19 protein-coding genes and 1 riboswitch are annotated in these 22,452 nt (G+C 74.2%); of the genes, 9 read left to right on the top strand and 10 right to left on the bottom strand.

The genetic code is table 11. The annotated features are described in order from the left end of the window. The first annotated feature begins 46 nt into the window (after positions 1–46). From ACFQ6N_RS04930 to ACFQ6N_RS04940, 3 genes are all read left to right on the top strand, one after another. Positions 47–1,279, top strand: a complete 1,233-nt coding sequence (locus ACFQ6N_RS04930; RefSeq protein WP_380646916.1) for a ricin-type beta-trefoil lectin domain protein — start codon at positions 47–49, stop codon at positions 1,277–1,279. Positions 1,280–1,344: 65 nt separating this feature from the next. Further along, a riboswitch (cobalamin riboswitch) is annotated at positions 1,345–1,488 on the top strand. A gap of 167 nt (positions 1,489–1,655) precedes the next feature. Next, positions 1,656–4,100 carry a ribonucleoside-diphosphate reductase subunit alpha gene (locus ACFQ6N_RS04935; protein WP_380646918.1) on the top strand — a complete coding sequence of 815 codons (2,445 nt, stop codon included), beginning with the start codon at positions 1,656–1,658 and terminating at the stop codon, positions 4,098–4,100. Next, a complete protein-coding gene (locus ACFQ6N_RS04940) occupies positions 4,100–5,116 on the top strand; it encodes a ribonucleotide-diphosphate reductase subunit beta (protein WP_380646919.1) in 1,017 nt (338 codons plus the stop codon). The genes ACFQ6N_RS04935 and ACFQ6N_RS04940 overlap by 1 nt, the downstream gene beginning before the upstream one ends. A gap of 61 nt (positions 5,117–5,177) precedes the next feature. On the opposite strand, the gene def is transcribed toward ACFQ6N_RS04940, so the two are convergent. The 8 genes from def to ACFQ6N_RS04980 form a co-directional block, all read right to left on the bottom strand. Then, positions 5,178–5,819 (bottom strand): peptide deformylase, encoded by a 642-nt coding sequence (gene def, locus ACFQ6N_RS04945; RefSeq protein ID WP_380646920.1) that lies wholly within the window; start codon positions 5,817–5,819, stop codon positions 5,178–5,180. A gap of 43 nt (positions 5,820–5,862) precedes the next feature. Then, positions 5,863–6,855 (bottom strand): tetratricopeptide repeat protein, encoded by a 993-nt coding sequence (locus tag ACFQ6N_RS04950; protein ID WP_380646921.1) that lies wholly within the window; start codon positions 6,853–6,855, stop codon positions 5,863–5,865. Between the two features lie 317 nt (positions 6,856–7,172). Then, positions 7,173–8,450, bottom strand: coding sequence for an HD-GYP domain-containing protein (locus ACFQ6N_RS04955; protein WP_380646923.1), 1,278 nt, complete (start codon positions 8,448–8,450; stop codon positions 7,173–7,175). A gap of 86 nt (positions 8,451–8,536) precedes the next feature. Then, positions 8,537–9,964 carry an HD-GYP domain-containing protein gene (locus ACFQ6N_RS04960; protein WP_380646924.1) on the bottom strand — a complete coding sequence of 476 codons (1,428 nt, stop codon included), beginning with the start codon at positions 9,962–9,964 and terminating at the stop codon, positions 8,537–8,539. Positions 9,965–10,307: 343 nt separating this feature from the next. Beyond that, positions 10,308–10,721 carry a mycothiol system anti-sigma-R factor gene (rsrA, locus tag ACFQ6N_RS04965; RefSeq protein ID WP_380646925.1) on the bottom strand — a complete coding sequence of 138 codons (414 nt, stop codon included), beginning with the start codon at positions 10,719–10,721 and terminating at the stop codon, positions 10,308–10,310. Beyond that, positions 10,718–11,461 (bottom strand): sigma-70 family RNA polymerase sigma factor, encoded by a 744-nt coding sequence (locus ACFQ6N_RS04970; protein WP_380646926.1) that lies wholly within the window; start codon positions 11,459–11,461, stop codon positions 10,718–10,720. The genes rsrA and ACFQ6N_RS04970 overlap by 4 nt, the downstream gene beginning before the upstream one ends. Before the next feature lie 347 nt (positions 11,462–11,808). Then, the gene (locus tag ACFQ6N_RS04975; RefSeq protein WP_380646928.1) at positions 11,809–12,447 is read right to left on the bottom strand and encodes an alpha/beta family hydrolase; all 639 of its coding nucleotides are present in this window, start codon (positions 12,445–12,447) and stop codon (positions 11,809–11,811) included. Between the two features lie 75 nt (positions 12,448–12,522). Next, the gene (locus ACFQ6N_RS04980; RefSeq protein ID WP_380646929.1) at positions 12,523–13,275 is read right to left on the bottom strand and encodes an SOS response-associated peptidase; all 753 of its coding nucleotides are present in this window, start codon (positions 13,273–13,275) and stop codon (positions 12,523–12,525) included. A gap of 137 nt (positions 13,276–13,412) precedes the next feature. Here ACFQ6N_RS04980 and ACFQ6N_RS04985 point away from each other — a divergent pair, with 137 nt between their 5' ends. From ACFQ6N_RS04985 to hisN, 5 genes are all read left to right on the top strand, one after another. Continuing rightward, the gene (locus tag ACFQ6N_RS04985) at positions 13,413–14,138 is read left to right on the top strand and encodes a M50 family metallopeptidase (protein WP_380646930.1); all 726 of its coding nucleotides are present in this window, start codon (positions 13,413–13,415) and stop codon (positions 14,136–14,138) included. A gap of 203 nt (positions 14,139–14,341) precedes the next feature. Beyond that, complete coding sequence (gene aroA, locus ACFQ6N_RS04990) at positions 14,342–15,673, top strand: 3-phosphoshikimate 1-carboxyvinyltransferase (protein ID WP_380646932.1); 1,332 nt, start codon at positions 14,342–14,344, stop codon at positions 15,671–15,673. 15 nt (positions 15,674–15,688) lie between these two features. Further along, positions 15,689–16,744 (top strand): ribosome small subunit-dependent GTPase A, encoded by a 1,056-nt coding sequence (gene rsgA / locus ACFQ6N_RS04995; protein WP_380646933.1) that lies wholly within the window; start codon positions 15,689–15,691, stop codon positions 16,742–16,744. 151 nt (positions 16,745–16,895) lie between these two features. Further along, entirely contained in the window at positions 16,896–17,219 is a 324-nt protein-coding gene (locus tag ACFQ6N_RS05000; RefSeq protein WP_045703726.1) for a multidrug efflux SMR transporter, read from the top strand. A 156-nt stretch (positions 17,220–17,375) separates the two neighbouring features. Continuing rightward, the gene (gene hisN, locus ACFQ6N_RS05005) at positions 17,376–18,173 is read left to right on the top strand and encodes a histidinol-phosphatase (RefSeq protein WP_380646935.1); all 798 of its coding nucleotides are present in this window, start codon (positions 17,376–17,378) and stop codon (positions 18,171–18,173) included. A 121-nt stretch (positions 18,174–18,294) separates the two neighbouring features. Here hisN and ACFQ6N_RS05010 read toward each other — a convergent pair whose 3' ends face one another. Further along, complete coding sequence (locus ACFQ6N_RS05010) at positions 18,295–19,770, bottom strand: catalase (protein WP_380646936.1); 1,476 nt, start codon at positions 19,768–19,770, stop codon at positions 18,295–18,297. Between the two features lie 106 nt (positions 19,771–19,876). Between ACFQ6N_RS05010 and ACFQ6N_RS05015 the strand changes: the two genes are divergently transcribed. Further along, the gene (locus ACFQ6N_RS05015) at positions 19,877–20,290 is read left to right on the top strand and encodes a Fur family transcriptional regulator (RefSeq protein ID WP_380646937.1); all 414 of its coding nucleotides are present in this window, start codon (positions 19,877–19,879) and stop codon (positions 20,288–20,290) included. A 70-nt stretch (positions 20,291–20,360) separates the two neighbouring features. Here ACFQ6N_RS05015 and ACFQ6N_RS05020 read toward each other — a convergent pair whose 3' ends face one another. Then, entirely contained in the window at positions 20,361–22,325 is a 1,965-nt protein-coding gene (locus ACFQ6N_RS05020; RefSeq protein ID WP_380646938.1) for a sel1 repeat family protein, read from the bottom strand. Between the last annotated feature and the right edge of the window lie 127 nt (positions 22,326–22,452).

The following is a 22,452-nucleotide window of genomic DNA, read 5'->3' on the forward strand; positions in this document are numbered from 1 at the left end:
GCCCTCCTACCGGCCGGTGACACCGCCGCGGGGAGGCGAGACCCCGGTGGCCCACCCCGTCGTGCCCGGCCCCGGGCGCCGCGCCGCGCGCCCGTGGTGGTGGCTCCTGCCGGCCGTCGCGGTCGCGCTGGCCCTGTGCGCCGTGCTGCTCCCGCAGGACCGCAAGGAGCCCGCCCGGGCCACCCCGACCGTCACCCCGCTGCCGGCCGCCACGGCCGGCGAGCTCTGCTCCACCGGGGAGAACCGCTACCCCGCCCAGACCGTCGACTCCGGCCGCTACCTGATCAACCCGAACGAGTGGAACTCCACCGGCGGCCTGTGCATCAGCGGCAGCGAGGCCGGCACCGGCTTCCGGGTGACCCGCAGCGGCATCAGCCCCGCCAGCCTGACCGACCCGGACCGCGGCCCCGGCGCCTACCCGCACATCAGCACCCAGTTCCAGCCCGGAACCGGCCCGCTGCCGATCGCGGTCGACAACCTGCGCTACGCCACCAGCAGCTGGCAGACCACGCAGGTCGACGGCGGCGTCTACAACGCCTCGTACGACATCTGGTACAGCAACAGCCGGACGAGCTGCTCCTTCACCGAGAGCGCCGAGCTGATGATCTGGCTGCGCGGGAACGGCAAGACCCCGTTCGGCCGGCAGGCCGGCGAGCTGAAGGCCGGCGGCACCTCCTACCGGGTGTACGAGGCACCGAAGAAGAGCAGCCACACCCTGATCACCTACGAGATGGCCACCAGCGCGACCTCCGTCACCGACCTGGACCTGCGGGCCTTCACCCGCGACGCCGCCCAGCGCGGCTACGTCCCGGCGGGCTCGTACCTGTGCGCCGTCCAGGCCGGGTTCGAGATCTGGGACGGCGGTGCCGGGCTCGGCAGCGACTCGTTCTCGTTCCAGGCCGCCGCCGGGCAGCCCAGCGGCGCGATCACCTCGGCCCTGCCCGGCCTCTGCCTGGACAGCCGGGTGGCGGGCGATCCGGCCGCGATCGGCGCCGGCACCTGCGACGGCTCGCCCGCGCAGGCGTGGACGATGGGGGACGACGGCTCGGTGGGGCAGAACGGGCGCTGCGTCGAGGATCCGGGGCTCGGTTTCCCCGTCCTCACGGGCTGTACCTCGCGCCCCGACCAGCGCTGGCGGGTGACCCCGACGGGGCAGCTGGCGAGCCAGGGAACGGGGCGCTGCGTCGAGAATCCGGGCGCCGCCGCGAGTGGGACCGCCCAGGTGCGGATGCGTCCCTGTGAGGCCCGTACGGGCCAGGAATGGCACCCTCCAGCCTGAGCAGTTTATCGCACACACAGTCGAACAACTGTGCTTCGCGACACTACATGTGGGGCTGCATCGGACTCACGGCACTAGATGTATGCTCGTCCCTGCTGTCGATGCAGGGGAACCCGGTGCGAATCCGGGACTGCCCCGCAGCGGTGAGCGGGCGGCTCCACGAGCCCTCCCCGCGAGTCCGAATACCTGCCGACGGCGTGCCACGGGCCCTCCCGCAGAGGCCGGCAGCACGAGCAGTTTCCTTCCGGGCCTCGCGGGCGGGCCGGGGATGCCACCGTCACGCGGACGCCTCTCGCTGCCCGCGTGCGTGCTCCCCTGCCCCGAACGGCCCGGTACCCCCGATCACCGCCGCCGATCGCCGCCAGGAGAGAGCGCCTTGACCACCGCTGCCTCAGCCACCCTGCCCGCCCAGGGCTCCGGTACCGCCTTCACCGACCCGACGGTGACCGACCCCGGCGGCGCCCTGCTGCGGCTGCTCACCGACCGCAGTGCCGACCTCCCCGAGGTCGACCCCGGCCATGTCGCCGCCGCCGCGCTGCGCGGCCGCCACGCCGGCTCGGACTACGCCGAGCTGCGCGGGCTGGCCGTGGACGCCGCCGCGTCGATGATCGCCGAGGACCCCCAGTACTCGAAGCTGGCCGCCCGCCTGCTCGCCCTGGAGATCGTCGACGAAGCGGGCAGCCAGGGCGCCACGTCCTTCGCCGCCTCGATCGCCGTCGGCCACGCCGAGGGCCTGATCGGCGACACCACCGCCGCCTTCGTCGCCAAGCACGCCGCCGCCCTGGACGCGCTGATCGACACCGCGGGCGACGACCGCTTCGAGTACTTCGGCCTGCGCACCGTGCAGTCCCGCTACCTGCTGCGCCACCCGATCACCCGCAAGGTGGTCGAGACCCCGCAGCACTTCCTGCTCCGCGTCGCGTGCGGCCTGGCGGTCGGCGACAACGAGCAGTCGGTGCGCGAGGTGGCCGAGCTGTACGGCCTGATGAGCCGCCTGGAGTACCTGACGTCCTCCCCGACGCTCTTCAACTCCGGCACCCGCCACCCGCAGATGTCGAGCTGCTACCTGCTCGACTCGCCGCTGGACAACCTGGACTCGATCTACAGCCGCTACGCGCAGATCGCCCGGCTGTCCAAGCACGCCGGCGGCATCGGCCTGTCCTACTCGCGCATCCGTTCGCGCGGCAGCCTGATCCGCGGCACCAACGGCAAGTCCAACGGCATCGTGCCGTTCCTGCGCACCCTCGACTCCTCGGTCGCCGCCGTCAACCAGGGCGGCCGGCGCAAGGGCGCCGCCTGCGTCTACCTGGAGACCTGGCACGCCGACATCGAGGAGTTCCTGGAGCTCCGCGACAACACCGGCGAAGAGGCGCGCCGCACCCACAACCTCAACCTGGCGCACTGGATCCCGGACGAGTTCATGCGCCGGGTCAACGCGAACGCGGACTGGTCGCTGTTCTCCCCAGCCGACGTGCCCGAGCTGGTCGACCTGTGGGGCGAGGAGTTCGACGAGGCCTACCGCAAGGCCGAGCTGGCCGGCAAGGCCGTCCGCACGATCCCCGCGCAGACCCTGTACGCCCGGATGATGCGCACCCTCGCGCAGACCGGCAACGGCTGGATGACCTTCAAGGACGCCTCCAACCGCGCCGCCAACCAGACCGCCCTCCCGGGCCGCACGGTGCACTCCTCCAACCTGTGCACCGAGATCCTGGAGGTCACCGACGACTCCGAGACCGCGGTCTGCAACCTCGGCTCGGTCAACCTCGGCGCCCACGTCGCCGCCGGCGCCTCCGCCGACGACCTGGCCGGCGCCATGGACTGGGACCGGCTGGACGCCACCGTGCGCACCGCCGTCACCTTCCTCGACCGCGTGGTGGACATCAACTTCTACCCGACCGTCGAGGCCGGCGCCTCCAACTCCCGCTGGCGCCCGGTGGGCCTCGGCGTGATGGGCCTCCAGGACGTCTTCTTCAAGCTGCGGCTCGACTTCGACTCCGCCGAGGCGAAGGCCCTCTCCACCCTCATCGCCGAGCGCATCATGCTCACCGCGTACGAGCGCTCCGCCGACCTGGCCGAGCAGCTCGGCCGCCACGAGGCGTACGGCGAGACCCGCGCCGCCCGCGGCGAGCTGCACATCGACCACTTCCCGACGGCCGCCCCGCAGTGGGCCGACCGCTGGACCGCGCTGCGCGCCCGCATCGCCGAGACCGGCCTGCGCAACTCGCTGCTGCTGGCCATCGCGCCGACCGCGACCATCGCGTCCATCGCCGGCGTGTACGAGTGCATCGAGCCGCAGGTGTCCAACCTGTTCAAGCGCGAGACGCTCAGCGGTGAGTTCCTCCAGGTCAACCCGTACCTGGTGCGCGAGCTCAAGGAGCTCGGCGTCTGGGACCAGCAGACCCGGGACTCGCTGCGCGACGCCAACGGCTCGGTGCAGGAGCTCAACTGGCTGCCCGCCGAGGTCCGTTCGCTGTACCGCACCGCGTGGGAGCTGCCGCAGCGCGCGCTGATCGACCTCGCCGCGGCCCGCATGCCGTACCTCGACCAGAGCCAGTCGCTGAACCTGTTCATGGCGGCGCCGACCATCGGCAAGCTCAGCTCGATGTACGCGTACGCGTGGAAGGTCGGTCTGAAGACCACCTACTACCTGCGCTCGCGCCCGGCGACCCGGATCGCCCAGGCCGCCTCCGGTACCGCCCGCGCCGCCGCGCCGGTGCCGGCCGGCCCGGTCACCGTCGGCGCCCCGACCCTCACCCCGGAGGAAGAGGCCGCGCTGGCCTGCTCCCTGGAGAACCCCGAGTCCTGCGAGGCCTGCCAGTAATGTCCGACGACCGCGAGAAGATGCTGCTCGACCCCGGGTTCGAGCTGACCCTCCGCCCGATGCGCTACCCGTCGTTCTACGACCGCTACCGCGACGCCATCAAGAACACCTGGACCGTCGAGGAGGTGGACCTGCACTCCGACGTCGCCGACCTCGCCAAGCTGAGCGAGGGCGAGCGGCACATGATCGGCCGGCTGGTCGCCTTCTTCGCGACCGGTGACTCGATCGTCGCGAACAACGTCGTGCTGAGCCTCTACAAGCACATCAACTCCCCGGAGGCGCGGCTGTACCTGTCGCGCCAGCTGTTCGAGGAGGCCGTGCACGTCCAGTTCTACCTGACGCTGCTGGACACCTACCTTCCGGACCCGGAGGACCGCAACGCGGCCTTCGCCGCGGTGGAGAACATCCCCTCCATCCACCAGAAGGCCCAGTTCTGCTTCAAGTACATGAACGCGGTCGACCACATCGACTCGCTGCAGACCAAGGAGGACCGCCGCGCGTTCCTCCTGAACCTGATCTGCTTCGCGGCCTGCGTCGAGGGCCTGTTCTTCTACGGCGCCTTCGCGTACGTGTACTGGTTCCGCAGCCGCGGCCTGCTGCACGGCCTGGCGACCGGCACCAACTGGGTGTTCCGCGACGAGTCCATGCACATGGACTTCGCGTTCTCGGTGGTGGACACCGTCCGCGAGGAGGAGCCCGACCTCTTCGACGACGAGATGGCCAAGCAGGTCACGGAGATGCTGGAGGAGGCCGTCGAGGCCGAGCTCCAGTTCGCCCAGGACCTGTGCGGTGACGGCCTGCCCGGCATGAACACCGCCTCGATGCGCGAGTACCTCCAGGCCGTGGCCGACCAGCGGCTCGCCCGCCTCGGCATGCCGATCCGCTACGGGTCGACCAACCCGTTCGGCTTCATGGAGCTCCAGAACGTCCAGGAGCTGACCAACTTCTTCGAGCGCCGGGTGTCGGCGTACCAGGTCGCCGTCGAGGGCTCGGTCTCCTTCGACGACGAGTTCTGAGCCCGGAGAAACCACGAGGTGCCCCGCACGGCCACGGCCGTGCGGGGCACCTTCGTTCGGATCAGGCGTTCGGGACCGTGGCGTACTTCGGGGTGCCCTCGGCCATCTGCTTCAGGGCGTCCTTGCGGTCGCGCTTCGACAGCTTGTCGATGTAGAGGGTGCCGTACAGGTGGTCGGTCTCGTGCTGGAGGCAGCGGGCGAAGAAGCCGGTGCCCTCGACCCGGATCGGCGTGCCGTCCTTGTCGACGCCGGTCACCGCGGCGTAGTCCGGGCGCGCCAGCTCGGCGTACGCGGTCGGGACGGAGAGGCAGCCCTCGTTGCTGTCGTCGAGCTCGCGCCGGCGGTCGGCCGGGTACTCCTCGAGCGTCGGGTTGATCACGTGGCCGATGTGGCGCACGCCCTCGTCGTCCGGGCAGTCGTAGACGAAGACCTTCAGGTCGACACCGATCTGGTTGGCGGCGAGGCCGACGCCCTCGGCGGCGTACATGGACTGGAACATGTCGTCGATCAGCGCGGACACCTCGCCGTCGAACACCGTGACGTCCTTGACCTCGCGGTGCAGGACGGGGTTGCCGACGACGGTGATCGGGCGGGCCGTGCCCTTGGTGAGGTCGGGCTCCTCACCGACCACCTTGACGGGAGCCTCGGGCGCCGCCCCCTCCACGTCGTGCTCGTGCTGGTGCTGCTCCGCCTGCTCCGCCATGTCTTCCGCTTCCATAGGTCCTACTCGTACCTCACCAGGGTACTCAGCAGACTTCTTCGAGGTCCCGGTACGCCCGGGTTCCCGGGGAGCCCGCGACCCAGCGGTCGAGCAGGGTGCGCACCAGGTGGGCGGGGGCGGCGATCCCGCACTCGCGCTCGACCAGCCAGGACATCCCGGCCGCGCCGCCCTGGCTGAGGTGGCTGAGGTGGCCGGGGTGGGCGGCGTCGCCGTCGTCGTGCGGGTCGTGGTGGGCGGCGATGCCGTCGTCGGAGGCCATCCGGCTCTCCGAGCAGGCGCGGCAGAGCAGCCGTACCGAGGAGGTCCAGTCCTCGGCCGCGTAGCCGGCGTCGGCGACCAGCCGCTCCAGGGCGTCCCGGTCCCCGGCGGTGGCGGCCTGGAGCAGCACCACGTAGGTCGGCACCGGGGAGGGCGCCCACAGCTCGATCTCGTCGAACACGGGGTAGGCGACGCCGTCGGTGACCCGCTCGCCGTGCGGGGCGCCGTCGTGCAGCACCACCTCGCCCCAGCGGCGGCCGGAGGAGGGCAGCGGGATGGAGAGGACCTCGATCCGGGCCGGGTCCAGCCGGCGGCCCCAGACCACCTCGGACTCGCCGTCCGGGGAGAGCCGCACCGGGGTGGTGCCGAGGTCCAGGCTGACCGGGCCGTCGGGCTGCCCGCCGGGGCCGCCGGGCAGCTTGAGCCCGTACGCCTGCCAGGCGCGGCGGGCCAGCGGCCAGTCCTGCAGCGCGGTGGCGGTGATGCCGAGGTTCCACCAGTCGGGGGCGCCGTGCTCGCGGTCCAGCAGGGCGACGGCGCGCAGGCCGGCCGAGCGGGCCTGCTCCCAGTCCCGGCGGAACTTGTGCAGGAGGGCGAGGTTGAACCAGGAGTCGGAGAGCCACGGCTCCAGGTCGGCGGCCATCACCAGCAGCGCGCCGGCGTCCTCGTAGCGGCCGTCGCCGATCAGCGTGAAGGCCCGGTCGGTCGTCTGCCGCCAGGTGGCGGACGGCCGGTGCCGTGCCCGGTGGAAGATCCTCACGTTCGTCCCTGCCGTCGTCGTCCGCTCAAGTCCCGTGCCACCGTGCCCTTACCGCCTCGGACGGTGCGGGGGCCCGGTGCCCCGGGTCGGTGTTCCACGCTACGACCGCATCCAACCACGCCCGCCCCCGCCCGCGCTCCCCACCGCCGAGGTTGGGGTCCGCCCCTCCCCAGCCTGCCCGCCCGATCGCGCCCTCTCAACCCCGGGCGCCACGGGGCGCCGCTCCCGGGCGCCCGGCGGGCCACCCGGCGCGGGCCGGGCCGCTCGTTCCGGGCGGTCCCTCCCGTTCCGGCCCGGGTCCCGGCCCGGCCCGGCGCTCAGCCCCGGGCCTGCCCGCCCACCCGGGCCAGGGCGTCCAGCACCCGGGCGTCGTAGACCCGGCCGCGCCCCAGCCGGAGCACCTCCAGCGCCTCCAGGCGCCCGACGGCCTCGCCGACGCCCCGGCCGCGGGCCGCGGTGAGCAGGTCGTCGTGGGCGTTGGCGACCCGGATGATCCGGGCCTCGAGCGGCACCGGGCCCTCGCCGCCGGACGCGCCGGTGCAGGGGTCGGCCAGCCGGGCGACCTGCTCGGCGACCTGCCGGGGCACCCCGGTGCGGCTGATCACCTCGCTGCCCAGCCGGGCGATCCGCTGCTGCTCGGCGCAGGGCAGCAGCGCGGTGGCGCCGTCCGCCACCGGCTCGACCAGGGACAGCTGGCCGACGTCGTGCATCAGCGCGGCGTACTCCAGCAGGGCGAGCTCGCGGGTGCCCAGGCCCAGCTCGCGGCCGAGCGCGCACGCCGTGTCCGCGACCCGGCGCGCGTGCCCGTGCGGGGTGTAGCCGGCCACCTCGGTGGCCCGGGCGAGGCTGGCGATGGTCTGGCCGGTGGTGGCCCGGACCGCGGCGGCCCGCCGGAAGGACACCTGGGCGAGCAGCAGCGGGGTGCAGAACAGCGGCAGCGCCCAGAGCCCGACCTCGCCGGCCGCGAGGCTGACCAGCATCCCGGTGGCGACGATCGCCGAGCCGATGCCGAACAGCGAGCGCAGCTCGTCCTCCAGCGCCGCCGGGAACCGCAGTCCGCCCGCCGTACGGCGCAGCAGGGCCGCCAGGGTGGCGTCGCACAGCGCGGCCAGCGCGGCGACGGCGGTCAGGAACGCGCCGTACGCCGGGCCCTCCGGCGAGAAGCGGTCGACCAGGCCGCCGTTGTAGAGCGGCTGGAAGACGGCGGCCGCGAAGCCGACAGCGAGCAGCCGGCGGGCGGCGCTGTCCCGGCGGGCCGGGTCGGCCCAGGGCGGGCGGCGGTGCGGGCGGTCGGGGCGGTGCGGCTGGGCGAGCCCGGGCAGCCAGGCGAGCAGCAGGCCGGCCCCGGTCACGGCGACCACCTGGAGCGTCCCGTGCGCGGTCGGCACTCCGCGCAGCGGCCCGAGCAGGGCGTACGCCAGCGCGCCGGCCGCGCCGATGGGCGCCTGTTCGCGATCGCCCGGAAGGGTGATCCGGACGCATTCGCCGAGCGCGATGAGCGCGGTGAACGCCAGCGCGACCCCCGGCTCCGCGACCCCGCGCAGCGCCACCGCGCCCAGCGCGAGCCCCAGCAGCGCGGCGGCGGCCAGGTGCACCGCGCGGGCCGTGCGCCCGCACGCCGCCCGGCGCGGGAGCGTGCGCGCACGGAACGTGCGGCCGAGGGCCGCGCGCCCGGCCGCGGTCACGGCTGCCCGGCCGCGGGAACGCTCCCGCCCTGGGCGGGCACCCGGCCGGGCGCGGCCCGGGCCGGTTCGGGCACCCCGAGCGGGATGTCCGGGACGGCCCGCACGCAGTCCTCGGAGTGCACCACCGGCCGCCAGTCGTGCACGGCCAGCGCGTCGATCAGCGCCCGCACCATGACCGGGTCGAACTGGCTGCCGGAGCAGCGCTCCAGCTCGGCGACCGCCTCGGTGACCGGGCGGCCCCGCCGGTAGGAACGGGTGGAGGTCATCGAGTCGAAGGCGTCGGCGACCGAGATGATCCGGGCGAACTCCGGGATCCGGTCGCCGCCCAGCCCGCTCGGATAGCCTCGGCCGTCCATCCGCTCGTGGTGGTGCAGGATCCCGGCGTGCGCCTCGCCGAGGAAGTCGATCCCGCGCACCAGCTCGTACCCGTACACCGGGTGGACCTCGACGGCCCGGCGCTCCTCCTCGGTGAGGGGACCGTTTCTGCGCAGCAGCTCGGTGGCCACCCCGAGCTTGCCGACGTCGTGCAGGATCCCGGCGAAGCGCAGGGTGCGCAGCCGCTCGGCGTCCATGCCCAGCTGAGTGGCGATCAGCACCGAGGCCCGGCTGACCCGTTCGCTGTGCCCGCGGGTGTACGAGTCCTTGATCTCCACGGCCTGCACCAGCGACTGCACGGTGGCCTGGTGGGCGTCCCGCTCGCGCTGGCCCTGGGCGAACACCCAGGCCGAGATGGACAGCGGCAGCAGCGCCAGCAGTGCCGCGAACGCGCCGTACGGGCCCTGCCAGAGCACCGCGACCATCAGCCCGCCGGCCGCGTGCACCAGCACCGGCAGCCCGCAGACCGCGCAGGCCCCGCGCAGCAGCTCCCCGGCCCGGCGGCCCTCGCTGAGCATCACCATCACCGCCACCACCACGCCGTTGACCAGGCAGAACACGGCGACGGCGGCGAAGCCGGGCAGCAGTGCGGCGGGGAAGCGGGAGCCCAGCAGCAGCTGCGGGCCGCGCAGCAGGTGGAAGACGACCGAGGCGGCGAAGGCGCACAGCGCGAGCTGGGAGCCGTTGAACAGCTGGCGGCGGCGGGAGCCGGGGCCGCTCGGGCCGCCGAGCAGCGCGGCCGGGGCGGCGACCAGGGCGGCGGCGGCCGGGGGGAGCATCAGGACCCCGGCGAACAGCACCGGGAAGAAGGCGTTGACCCCGGGCCGGGCGGGCACCCGCTCGGGCGGGGCCGGGCGGCGCAGCAGTCGGCGCACCAGCACCAGGCAGGGGGTCGGCAGGCCCTGGGCCAGCGACTCCCAGCAGCCGTGGAGGAAGGCGAGCAGTCCGACCTTGGGCCAGTCCACCGGCGCGCCGAGCCAGCGCGGCACGGCGGGGGCGGCGGGCAGCAGCGGCACCAGGCAGCACAGCGCGGCCACCGGGACGGCCACCAGGTAGCGCGCCGCTCCCGGCGGCAGGGTCGCGCCTCCACTGTCGGTAGCGATCTCGACCTCCCCGCGTCCGGGCCCGCGTTGCCTCAGCGCGCCGGGCGAACCGGCGGTGAGCGTCCGTCAGGAGGATAGGCCGCCGTCCGGGCGTGGGGACGCATGATGGCGCAATGGCGCAGTTGGCGCACCGCCAACTCACCCGATCGAGTGACGGCGCATACGAGCAGAACGGGAGCGGCCCCGGGAGCGCACGCTCCCGGGGCCATCCGATTCCCTGTTGCCGACCGCGCGGGCCGCCTGACGGGCCGACGGGCCCGCCGACCGGCGGGCTACCGCGCCCGGCCGGTCACTCCGCCGGGGCGCCGGCCTCGACCGGGGCGCCGGGGCGCGCGGCCGACTCCTCGCCGGCCCCGCCGCCCACCGGCCTCGGCGCCGGGCGGGCGGACTCGACGTGCAGCTCGACCGTCGTCTCCACCGCGACCACCACCGGCTCACCGGAGCGCTGCCCGGCCCGGATCGAGTCGATCCTGGCCAGCACCTTGCTGCGGAGGTCGGCCGGGGTGTCGTCGCACCCGCAGGAGCGCTTGATCAACGCCTTGATCGCCTGCTCCAGCCCGTACTGCTTCAGGCACGGCGAGCACTCCTCGAAGTGCACGCGCAGCTTGGCGCAGTCGCCCTCGGCCATCTCGTTGTCGAGGAATTCATAGAGGTGGTCGAGGACCTCGCCACACTCGGTGTCGTGCGGATCGCCGCAGCTCATGAGCCCGAGCCCTTCGCTTCCTGCCCTGCCCCGCTGCCGGCCGGGACCAGCCCGCGCTCACGGGCGTAATCCTCCAGCATGCCGCGCAGCTGACGACGGCCGCGGTGCAGCCGGGACATCACCGTACCGATGGGAGTACCCATGATGTCCGCGATCTCCTTGTACGCAAAGCCTTCTACGTCCGCGAGATAGACGGCGATCCGGAATTCCTCCGGGATGGCCTGGAGCGCGTCCTTCACATCACTGTCGGGGAGGTGGTCGAGCGCCTGGGTCTCGGCCGACCGCAGACCCGTCGACATGTGCGACTCGGCCCTGGCCAGCTGCCAGTCCTCGATCTCCTCCGCCGCGGTGCGCTGGGGCTCCCGCTGCTTCTTGCGGTACGAGTTGATGAACGTGTTGGTGAGGATGCGGTACAGCCAGGCCTTGAGGTTCGTGCCCTCACGGAACTGGTGGAAGGACGCGTACGCCTTGGCGAACGCCTCCTGGAGCAGGTCCTCCGCGTCCGCGGGGTTGCGCGTCATGCGCAGCGCCGCCGAGTACATCGGATCCAGGTAGCCCAGGGCGTCGCGCTCGAAGCGCTCCCGCCTGGTCTCCTCGCTCTCCTCCGCCGACACCCGGTAGGTGTCCTCACCGATCGCCTCGGCCAGTTCCTCACCGGTGAGCGCCTCGCCCGCAGGCCGGACCTCGTCCGGGCCACTGCCCGGATCGGCCTCGTGCTCGGTCCCGACGACCGGACCCACCTCCTCGGCATGACGGGCACGGCCCACGGCGGGCCGCCCAGAAATGGAGGATATCGGGCTGACGGGCTTCTCGCCCGCGTCAATCCACTCCGACCAGGAGGGGACGAACGCCGCGGCGGCCTCGCGCTCCTCAGGCCGTTCGGGGCACGCGATCGAACCCATCTGCCCTGCCTCTCACCGGTGACTCCTGCTGACGAGCATGTCAACCACACCGGCCCCGCCCGCATTCCCGCTCACCCGGCGCATTCACTCGCACGAGTGAGCGAACGGAAACGCCCTGCTCACGGCACCGCCCGCCCGGCGACGCCCGCCCGGCACCCGCCGCCCGCCACCCTCCGTCGGCCGCCTCACAGCAGCCGCAGCACCCAGTCCCCCACCGCCGCGCAGAGCGCGTCCAACACCTCGTCCTGCCCCATCGGCGCCCGCTTGGGCACCGCGAAACCGTGGCTGCCGTACGGCACCGCCACCAGCTCGTGCCCGGCCGGCAGCTCCGGGAACTCCTCCGGCCCGCCGAACGGGTCCTGGACGCTCTGCACCACCAGCGTCGGCAGCCCCGACTCCAGCAGCTCCTCCGCCCGGCTCTTCTCCGGCTTGCCCGGCGGGTGCAGCGGGAACGCCAGCGCCACCACCCCCACCGCCCCGCTCGCCGCCCCCGTCCGGCAGGCCACCCGCGCCCCGGCGCTGCGCCCGCCGACCACCAGCGGCAGCCCCTGCCCGGCCAGGTGCGCGGCGACCGGCCGCCAGCCCGTGTCCAGGGCCTTCGGCGCCGGGCCCAGCTTCCGGCCCGCCACCCGCCAGGGCTGCTCCACCAGCGCGACGGTGATCCCGTGCCCCGGCAGCGCCGCCGCCAGCGCCACCAGGTCCCGGGCCTCGATCCCGCCGCCCGCGCCGTGGCCGAGCGCCAGGACGGCCCTCGGCGCGGACGCCCGGTGGTAGGTGATCCGGGCCTCGCCGGCCTCGGTGGGGACGAGTTCGGTGGTGCTCATCTCGGCGACTCCAGGACGGGGGCGTTCGGAACCGGCCGGAACCGGCCGGAACGCGTCGGAACAGGTCAGAACAGGTCAGAACAGGGTGGTCTCGTACTCGGCCTCGGCCCACGGCTCCTTGAGCTCCGGGCCGTTGTTGCGGACGCTGCCGACCGCCGGCGACACCGGGGTGGCCAGCAGCGCGCCGGGCGGCGGGGGCACCAGCAGCGGGCGCAGCCCGTCCGGGTCGGTCAGCCCCGGGTCCAGCCACTCGTCCCAGGCCCCCGGGTCGAGGAACAGCGGCATCCGCTCGTGGATCGGCGCCAGCGACTCCTCGGCGTCCGTGGTGACGATCGTGAACGTCACCAGCCACGCCTCCGGATGCCCCGGCGGCACCGCCCGGTTGCGCCAGAACTCGTACAGCCCGGCCAGCGCCAGCGGGGAGCCGTCCGCCCGGGACACGAAGTACGGCTTCTTGCGGGCCTTGCCGCGCTCGCCCGGCACCGTCTGCCACTCGTAGTAGCCGTCCACCGGCAGGATGCACCGGCGCGCGGCGAAGGCCTGCCGGTACGAGGGCTTCTCGTGCACCGTGTCCGACCGGGCGTTGATCATCTTCACCGCCGTCTCGGCGGAGTTCGACCACTGCGGCACCAGCCCCCAGCGCAGCACCCGCAGCTGGCGCACCGGCCGCGGCCGGTCCCGGCCGGCCCGCTCCAGCACCACGAAGGCGCTCTGGGTCGGCGCGACGTTCCAGCTCGGGTCCAGGGTCTCCTCCGGGTCCCACTGCTCGACGCCGAACAGGTCGACGACGTCCTCGGGCTTGCTGCTGGCTGCGAACCGACCGCACATGCGGGCCAGCTTGCCATGCCGCCCTTCCTCATCACTTGTTCACGCCCGGACCAGAACCGCCCGCTCCCGCCCGCCCGTCCCCGCATGGGAGGCTGCCCCGAACGGCCCAACCCAGCGAACGGAGGCGGGAAGACCAGATGAGCACCCACGACCAGACCCTCAGCGCCCTGTGGGACCAGGTCACCGGCACCCAGTCGGCACCGCCCGGCTGGCTGGTCCTGGCCACCGGCGCCGCCGCCCTGCTCGCCGTCCTCGCCCGGCCGCTCTGGCACGTCGCCCGCAACGCGGTCACCATCGCCCACGAGGGCGGCCACGGCCTGATCGCGCTCGTCACCGGCCGCAAGCTGGCCGGCATCCGGCTGCACTCCGACACCTCCGGCCTCACCCTCTCCTACGGCCGCCCCACCGGCCCCGGCATGGTCCTGACCGCCGCCGCCGGCTACACCGCCCCCGCCCTGCTCGGGCTCGGCTGCGCCGCCCTGCTCGCCGCCGACCGGATCACCCTGCTGCTCTGGCTGGCGATCGTCCTGCTGCTCGCCCTGCTGCTGCGGATCCGCAACGCCTTCGGCCTCTTCACCGTGCTGGTCTCCGGCGGCGCCTTCTTCCTGGTCTCCTGGTTCGGCAGCGCCGAGGTCCAGGCCGGCTTCGCCTACCTCGGCTGCTGGTTCCTGCTCTTCGGCGCCGTCCGCCCCGTCCTGGAGCTCCAGCACCAGCGCCGCATCGGCTGGGCCCGCGACTCCGACGCCGACCAGCTCGCCCGGCTCACCCACGTGCCCGCCCTCGCCTGGGTCACCGCCTTCCTCCTCACCGCCCTCGCCTGCCTCGCCCTCGGCGCGAGCTGGCTGCTCCAGCCGCTGCACTGACCCCGAGCGGCGCGAGCCCCTGCCCCGAGCCGAAGGGGCGCGCCGGTGCCGAAAGGGAGAAGCGAGGGAGCGAGATGGGGGTCCCCCCGGCCGAAGGCTGGGGGAGAGCGAGGGAGCGCCGACCGTCGGCACCGGACGAGAAGCGCCCCGGAGGCGAGCGGGCGAGTAGTAGCCCGTTCCGGTACGGCCCCTAGACTTGCCGCATGACCGAGACCCCGTGGCCCGCCCCCGTCGCCACCAGCCCCGTCGACGCCACCGTCACCATCCCCGGCTCCAAGTCGGTCACCAACCGGGCCCTGGTGCTGGCGGCACTCGCCGAGCGGCCGGGCTGGGTGCGCCGCCCGCTGCGCAGCCGCGACTCCCAGCTGATGGCCGACGGCCTGCGCGCCCTCGGGGTCACCATCGAGGAGACGGTCAACAACGACGCCGGCGGCACCGGCGGCGGCGAGGCCTGGCGGGTCATCCCGGCCCCCGCGCTGCGCGGCCCGGCCTCGGTCGACGTGGGCAACGCCGGCACGGTCATGCGCTTCCTGCCCCCGCTGGCGGTCCTCGCCGACGGCCCGGTCCACTTCGACGGCGACCCGCGCTGCTACGAGCGCCCCCAGCACGGCGTCATCGACGCCCTGCGCGCGCTCGGCGCCCGCCTCGACGACGGCGGCCGCGGCGCCTTCCCGCTCACCGTCCACGGCACCGGCTCCCTCGACGGCGGCCCGGTCGAGCTGGACGCCTCCTCGTCGTCCCAGTTCGTCTCCGCCCTGCTGCTCTCGGGCGCCCGTTACAACCACGGCATCGAGGTCCGGCACATCGGCGGCCCGGTGCCGTCGCTGCCGCACATCCGGATGACCGTCGAGATGCTGCGCCTGGCCGGGGCCCAGGTCGACGCCCCCGAGGACGGCGGCGAGAAGGACGTCTGGCGGGTCACCCCCGGCGCCCTGATCGGCCGCGACCTGGTGGTCGAGCCGGACCTGTCCAACGCCGCGCCGTTCTTCGCCGCCGCCCTGGTCACCGGTGGCCGGGTCACCGTGCGCGACTGGCCGAAGCACACCACCCAGCCCGGCGACCAGCTGCGCGAGATCTACACCCGGATGGGCGGCGCCTGCGAGTTCACCGACGAGGGCCTCCAGTTCACCGGCACCGGCCGGATCCACGGCATCGAGGCGGACCTGCACGACGTCGGCGAGCTCACCCCGGTGATCGCCGCCGTCGCCGCGCTCGCCGACTCGGAGTCCCACCTGTACGGCATCTCCCACCTGCGCCTGCACGAGACCGACCGGCTCGCCGCGCTCGCCAAGGAGATCAACGACCTCGGCGGCGACGTCACCGAGACCGAGGACGGCCTGCGGATCCGTCCGCGTCCGCTGCACGGCGGCACCTTCCACACCTACGAGGACCACCGCCTGGCCACCGCCGCCGCGGTGCTGGGCCTGGCCGTGCCGGGGATCGGGGTGGAGAACGTCGCGACCACCGCCAAGACGCTGCCCGACTTCCCCGGGATGTGGGCCGAACTGCTCGGTGAAGCGGCGGCGGACGCCTGAGCGGAGACTGAGCACATGCGCCGCTACGGCAAGGACGCCGACGAGGACGACATCCGCAACCGCCCGGCCCGCCGGGGGTCCCGGCCGCGGACCCGGATCCGACCCAAGCACGACGACGCCGCCGAGGCGATGGTGCTGACCGTCGACCGCGGCCGGCTGACCTGCCTGGTCGATCCCGGTACCAAGCAGGAGCGCCAGGTCATGGCCATGAAGGCCCGCGAGCTGGGCCGCAAGGGTGTGGTCGTCGGCGACGTGGTCAACCTGGTGGGCGACCTCTCCGGGGACGCCGACACCCTTGCCCGGATCGTCCGGGTCGAGGAGCGCAGCTCGGTGCTGCGCCGCACCGCGGACGACGACGACCCGTACGAGCGGATCGTGGTCGCCAACGCCGAGCAGCTGGCGATCGTCACCGCCCTGGCCGATCCGGAGCCCCGTCCCCGGCTGATCGACCGCTGCCTGGTGGCCGCGTACGACGCGGGCATGGAGCCGCTGCTGGTGCTCACCAAGGCCGACCTCGCCCCGGCGGCGACGCTGCTGGACTCCTACGCGCCGCTCGGCATCCGGTACGTGGTCACCCGCCGGGACGAGCTGGAGACGGCCGGCGCCGAGGCCGTCCGCGAGCACCTGCGCGGGCGCTCCACGGTGTTCATCGGCCACTCCGGCGTCGGCAAGACCACCCTGGTGAACGCGCTCGTCCCGGACCGCACCCGGCAGACCGGCCACGTCAACGCGGTCACCGGCCGGGGCCGGCACACCACCGTCTCGGCCCTGGCCCTGCGGCTGCCCCCGCCGCCCGGCGCCAAGCCGGGCTCCAAGAAGGCGCTGGACCCCGGCTGGGTGATCGACACCCCGGGTTTCCGCTCCTTCGGCCTCTCGCACATCGACCCGTCCCGGGTCATCCTCGCCTTCCCCGACCTGGAGCCCGGCACCGTCGACTGCCCGCGCGCGTGCAGCCACGACGAGCCGGACTGCGCGCTGGACGCCTGGGTCGCCGACGGCCACGCCGAGGCCGCCCGGCTCTACTCGCTGCGCCGCCTGCTGGCCAGCAAGGAGGCCCGCGAGGGCGACTGAGCCGGCCCGGCCGCGGGGCGGCGGCGGCCCGGCGGCGGGTCCTCGCGCGGGGTTCGCGAGCCGTTCGAGGTGTCGGACCGCGTCCTCCTGGCGATCATAGGAAGGTCGGACCGGGTACGGTCCGACCGTCGATCGACTGGGAGGGCACGCGATGGCATGGGCCCTGGTGGTCCTGGCCGGCCTGCTGGAGACCGGCTTCGCGATCAACCTCAAGCTCAGCGAGGGCTTCACCAAGCTCTGGCCCACCGTCAGCTTCTGCGTGTTCGCCCTCGGCAGCTTCGGCCTGCTCACCCTCTCCCTGAAGAGCCTGCCGGTCGGCCCCGCCTACGCGGTGTGGACGGGCATCGGCGCCGCCGGGACGGCCATCTACGGCATGGCCTTCCTGGACGAGACCACCTCGGTGCTCAAACTCGTCTCGATCTCGCTGGTCATCGCGGGCGTCATCGGCCTCCAGCTCAGCGGCACGGCGCACTGAGGGCCGGCCCGGCGGCTCCCGTTCCGGCACGCCCCGGCGCGCACACCCCGGCGCGCCCCGTCGCACCCCACCCGGCCCCCGTCGCACCCCGCCGGCCCCGTCCCGCTCCGCGAGCCCGGCTGTGCCGATCGGGACGGGCTCGCTAGGGTTTCCGGCATGGCCGACTACCACGACGATCTCCGACTCGCCCACGTCCTCGCCGACTCGGCCGACTCGGTCACCCTGGAGCGCTTCCGCGCGCTCGACCTGAAGATCGAGACCAAGCCCGACCTCACCCCGGTCAGCGACGCCGACAAGGCCGCCGAGGAACTCGTACGCGGCGTGCTCCAGCGCGCCCGTCCGCGCGACGCGGTCCTGGGCGAGGAGTTCGGCCTCCAGGGCTCCGGCCCGCGCCGCTGGGTGATCGACCCGATCGACGGCACCAAGAACTACATCCGCGGCGTCCCGGTCTGGGCCACCCTGATCGCCCTGCTGGAGGACGGCCCGGACGGCGTCGAGCGCCCGGTCGTCGGCATCGTCTCCGCCCCGGCCCTGCAGCGCCGCTGGTGGGCGGCCAAGGACCTCGGCGCCTTCGCCGGCCGCAGCCTGACCAAGGCCTCCCGGATCCACGTCTCCGGCGTCTCCCGGATGGAGGACGCGTCCTTCTCCTACTCCTCCCTCACCGGCTGGGAGGAGCGCGGCCGCCTCGACCCGTTCCTGGACCTCACCCGCGCCTGCTGGCGCACCCGCGCCTACGGCGACTTCTGGTCCTACATGATGGTCGCCGAGGGCGCCGTCGACATCGCCGCCGAGCCCGAGCTGTCGCTCTGGGACATGGCGGCCAACTGCGTCATCGTCGAGGAGGCCGGCGGCCGGTTCACCGGCCTGGACGGCGTCCCCGGCCCCGGCGGCGCCGACGCCGTCGCCTCCAACGGCATCCTGCACGAGGAGACGCTGCGCCGCCTCGCGGTCTGAGCGTCCCCGGGCCCCCGTCCGGCCCCGTGCCCGGGCACCCGGACGGGTCCGGACGTGGTCGCAGGCCCTGTGACCGGTGGGAGCCGGTCACAGGGCCTGCCGCTTTCCGGCCCGGCCGGTGCTACTGCTTGCGCAGTTCCCGGACCGCCGCGTCCAGCCGCTGCCCGAAGTCGGCGTCGGCCTTGCGGAAGTTGTCGATCGCCCGCTCCACGATGTCCTCGCGGTCGGCCGAGACCTTGGCGATGAAGCCGCCCAGGTTGGCGATCAGCCGCTGCTTCTCGTCCTCCGAGAAGAGCCGGTAGAGGTCGCCGGCCTGCACGAAGTCGTCGTCCTCGGCGTGCGAGGGCGCCGCGTGGGTGCCGGTGGCGCCGTCGACGGCGGTGGCGGCCCACAGCGGGCGGCCGGTCTGCACCGGGCCGCCGAAGCTGTTCGGCTCGTAGTTCTTCTGCCGCCCGTGGCGCCCGTCGTACAGGTGCCCGTCGCGGCCGTTGGTACGGGCCTCGGTGGCGTGCGGGCGGTTCACCGGCAGGTGGTCGGCGTTGATGCCGACCCGGTAGCGGTGGGCGTCGGCGTACGCGAACAGGCGGCCCTGGAGCATCTTGTCCGGGGAGGGGCCGATGCCGGGCACGAAGTGCGACGGGGAGAAGACCGACTGCTCGACCTCGGCGAAGACGTTGTCGGGGTTGCGGTTGAGCTCCAGCCGGCCGATCTCGACCGGCGGGTAGTCGGCGTGCGGCCAGACCTTGGTCAGGTCGAAGGGGTTGAAGCGGTAGTTCGCCGCATCGGCCGCCGGCATGATCTGGACCTGCACCGTCCAGCTGGGGAACTCGCCGCGCTCGATCGCCTCGCGCAGGTCGCGCTGGTGGCTGTCCGGGTCCTCGCCGGCGAGCTTGTTGGCCTCGGCCTGGGTGAGGTTGCGGATGCCCTGGTCGGTCTTGAAGTGGTACTTGACCCAGAAGTACTCGCCGGCCTCGTTCTGCCACTGGAAGGTGTGCGAGCCGTAGCCGTTCAGGTGCCGGTAGGACGCCGGGATGCCGCGGTCGCCGAACAGCCAGGTGACCTGGTGGGTCGCCTCGGGCGACAGGCCCCAGAAGTCCCAGACGTTGTCGGCCTCCTGCGAGCCGGTGTACGGGTCGCGCTTCTGGGTGTGGATGAAGTCGGGGAACTTGATGGCGTCCTTGATGAAGAACACCGGGGTGTTGTTGCCGACGAGGTCGTAGTTGCCCTCCTCGGTGTAGAACTTCAGCGCGAAGCCGCGCGGGTCGCGCACCGCGTCGGCCGCGCCGAGGTTGCCCGCCACGGTGGAGAAGCGCAGGAAGACCTCGGTCTCCTGGCCGATCCGGGACAGGAAGCCGGCCCGGGTCCAGGGCGTCACGTCGGCGGTCACCGTGAAGGTGCCGTACGCCCCGGCGCCGCGGGCGTGCACCACGCGCTCCGGGATCCGCTCGCGGTTGAAGTGCGCGAGCTTCTCGAACAGCAGCTGGTCCTGGATCAGGGCCGGGCCGCCGACGCCCGCGGTCTCGGTGTTCTGGTTGTCGGCGACGGGGGCACCCGCCTCCGTGGTGAGGGTCGGGCGCAGCTCGTCCTGGGTGGTCATAACGGGTGCCTCCACGGTGGTCCGGTCGTGATGACACGATCCTAACTTGGACTTTGTCCAAGTCAATACTGGAATCAATCCCGGACTCTGACTTAACCTGGTGGACATGAACGACCTGCTGGAGAGACTGCGCGAACGCGGCTGGCGGCTGACCTCGCAGCGCCGGGTCGTGGCCGAGGTCCTCGACGGCGACCACGTCCACCTCACCGCCGACGAGGTGCACGCCCGCGCCGCGGCCCGACTGCCCGAGATCAGCCGCGCCACCGTCTACAACACGCTCGGCGAACTGGTCGCCCTCGGCGAGGTCCTGGAGGTCGCCACCGACGGCCGTGCCCGGCGCTACGACCCCAACGCGCACCGCGCCCACCAGCACCTGGTCTGCTCCGGCTGCGGCGCGATCCGCGACGTCCACCCGCACGGCGACCCGCTCGCCGCCCTGCCCCCCGCCGAGCGCTTCGGCTTCACCGTCAGCACGGCCGAGGTCACCTACCGCGGCCTGTGCCCCGACTGCCGCCGCTGAGCCCGCCCCCGCCCCCTGACCTGCCCGGCCGGCCCGGGCGGGTCGCCCGGCCCGGGCAGGCCGGGCGCCGCTACGCGCTCAGTTCGGCGTGCAGCGCGCCCAGCAGGCGCCCGGCCCGCTCCGCCACCTCGGCCGGCCCGTAGTCGATCGCCCGCCGGCACCAGTTCTCCGCCTGCACCGGCTCGCCCCGGCGCAGCGCCAGCAGCGCGAGGCGCAGCGCCGCCCGCCCGTGCCCGGCGTCGGCGGCCCGGGTGTACCAGAGCATCGCCTCGGCCTCGCTGTCCTGGCGGGCCAGCAGCAGCCCCAGGTTGAACGCGGCGCTGCGGCTGCCCGCCTCGGCGGCCCGCCGGTACCAGCTCTCGGCGATCTCCAGCGCCCCGCGCTCGGCCGCCCGCACGCCCATCCGCACCTGCGCCCGCCGGTGCCCGGCGTCGGCCGCCAGCGCGTACCAGTGCTCGGCCTCGGCGTCCGCGTCGCCCCGCCGGTCCAGCAGCGAGGCCAGCCGGAACGCTCCCTCCGCCGATCCGCCCGCCGCCGACTGCCGGTAGCGCTCCAGCGCCCCGGACAGGTTGCCGCGCTGCTCCTGGGCGACCGCGAGCTGAAGCGCGGCCTCGCCGTGCCCCTCGGCGGCGGCCCGCGCGTACCACTCCTGGGCCTGCCGCTGCTCGCCGCGCCCGGCGTGCAGCACGCCGAGGTTGAAGGCCCCGTCCACGCTGCCGGCCTCGGCGGCCTTGGAGAACCACGGCACCGCGCCGGACTCGTCGCCGCGCTGCAACAGCACCACGGCCAGCGCGTTGCACGCCTCCCGGTGCCCGGCGTACGCGGCCCGGCGGTACCACTGCTCGGCCTGCTGGTCGCGGCCGGTGCCGGCGCAGAGCAGGCCGAGGTTGAAGGCGCCGTTCTGGTCGCCGGCGTCGAGCGCGGCGCGGTACCAGCGCTCGGCCGCCCTGGCCTCGCCCCGGCCGGCGTGCAGGGCGCCCAGCGCGTTGGCGGCGTTGCCGTCCCCGGCCTCGGCGGCCTCCTGCCACCACTCGGCGGCGGCCGCGATGTCGCCGGAGTCGCGCAGCAGGAAGCCCAGCGCGCAGGCGGCGCGCGGTTCGCCGTTCTGCGCGGCCTGCCGGTACCAGCGGGCGGCCTCCTCCAGCAGCGGGCGGTCGGTGCGGGCGCGCTCCTCCAGCAGCACGCCCAGGCGCAGTGCGGCGCGGGCGTGGCTGCGGGCGGCGGCGGTGCGGTACCAGGCCTCGGCGGTGTCCTTGTCCCCGGCGGCCTCGCGCATCCGGGCCAGCCGGTAGGCGGCCTCGCGGTGCCCGGCGTCGGCGGACACCTTGAACCAGCGCTCGGCCCGGACGTCCCGGCGGTGCTCCATCAGGTCGCCCAGCGCGTAGGCGCCGAGCGGGTGCCCGTGGTCGGCGGCGAAGTGCAGCCAGTACTCGGCGGCCTCCTCCTCGCCCTGGTCGCGCAGTTGCAGCCCGAGCGCGTGCGCGGCCGGCGCGCTGCCCGCGACGGCGGCCTGGCGCCACCACTGGCCGGCCTCGGCCCGGTGGCCCTGCTGGTGCAGCAGCACGCCGAGGTTGTTGGCGGCGGCGCGGATCCCGGCCGCGGCGGCGGCGCGCAGGTACGGCTCGGCGTCCTCCAGGTCGCCGCGGCGCATCAGCAGGGTGCCGAGCCGGCCGGCCGCGTCCGGGTCCCCGCCGTCGGCGGCCTGCCGGTGGCGGGCTTCCAGGGCGGCGGACTCGCGGGCGGCGAGCGCGGTCTCGAAGCTGGTCGGGTCGGGGCCCGCCGGGTCGGCCGCAGTGCCGGGGGCCGGCTCCTCGCCGGGGCGGTCCCCGTACGCGCCGACGGCTGCGGCGAACTGACGGGTGGACACGTGGACCAGGCTGTCGGGGCCGTAGCCCGGGGCGGGGCGTTCGGACAGTCCGCTGGTGCGCTGGGCCGGCAGGGCTCCGGGGCGGCTCTCGGGGCTCTCCGCCCAGGCGTCGGTGTCCGCCTCGACGGCCGCCGCGGGCCTGGCGCCTGACTTGCCGATCAGCCTCATGCCGACTCCCGCTCCCCCAGAGTGTCGCGGCATCGTGCCCCGGCGTGCGGCCGGGGGGACTCCCAGGAGGGGTGCCGGACCCGACGGCCGGTCAGCAGCCGCGCACCGTCCCCCATGTGTCCCATCG

Origin of the sequence: Kitasatospora sp. NPDC056446 (assembly GCF_042796115.1) — a bacterium.
In the GTDB taxonomy this organism is placed as follows: domain Bacteria; phylum Actinomycetota; class Actinomycetes; order Streptomycetales; family Streptomycetaceae; genus Kitasatospora.